The organism is Helicobacter monodelphidis, from assembly GCF_003288845.1.
Classification (GTDB): Bacteria; Campylobacterota; Campylobacteria; order Campylobacterales; family Helicobacteraceae; genus NHYN01.
The window spans coordinates 1-652 of sequence record NZ_NHYN01000081.1; the positions used below are offsets into that span (position 1 = coordinate 1).

Consider the following 652-nt stretch of genomic DNA (forward strand, 5'->3'; position numbering starts at 1 on the left):
GAAATATCACCCCGAAGTAGTGAGTGAAATACCTCAAATCATACAAGAGGGCAAAATTCTCAAAGACGATAAAGGGCGATTAAATATCGAATATGGAAATAGTATCATAGGGCTAAGAAATAATTGGCAAGGTGAAGAAACTGAAAATCAATGGATTGTAACAAGCTATACCAAAAAAAGATGAGCTTAGTAAAGATATCCTCTACTAAGAACAAAAACGCTATCAAAGAGGGCTATTTTTTTGAAACTCATCATACAGATATACGATAAATTGAAGTTTTAGAGTCAAAACAGTAAAATAAGAATGTGTTTAAGGGGTAACTTTCTTTTTATGCAATCTAGCGTAGAAAGGAGGTTAAAGATGAAGAAAACTTTAAAGCTTATCGTTAAAATGATAGCCTTAGAGTTACTCAAAGAGATTGTGCAAAATCTCTTTGAAAACATTTTAAATTAAAAGTCTTAACATTTTAGGATTCCCCCACTTAGTTTCTCCTTAAGCACAAAAAACTTACGCTAGATTGTGGGGGATAGCGTAGCTACAAAAAACAACTATAAACAAAAACATAGCCTATATTAACTCTATAAGCCTTAAAAACTACATTTAATAATAACAAAGGTATTTGTATCTTCTTGCATTATAAAACGCATTTAT

General features: G+C 31.0%; 1 protein-coding gene. It reads left to right on the forward strand.

Going from position 1 to position 652, the window contains the following annotated elements:
- The coding region (locus CCZ01_RS10615) for a putative barnase/colicin E5 family endoribonuclease (RefSeq protein WP_458692870.1) at positions 1 to 184 on the forward strand (184 nt) is incomplete at its 5' end.
- Positions 185 to 652: the final 468 nt, after the last annotated feature.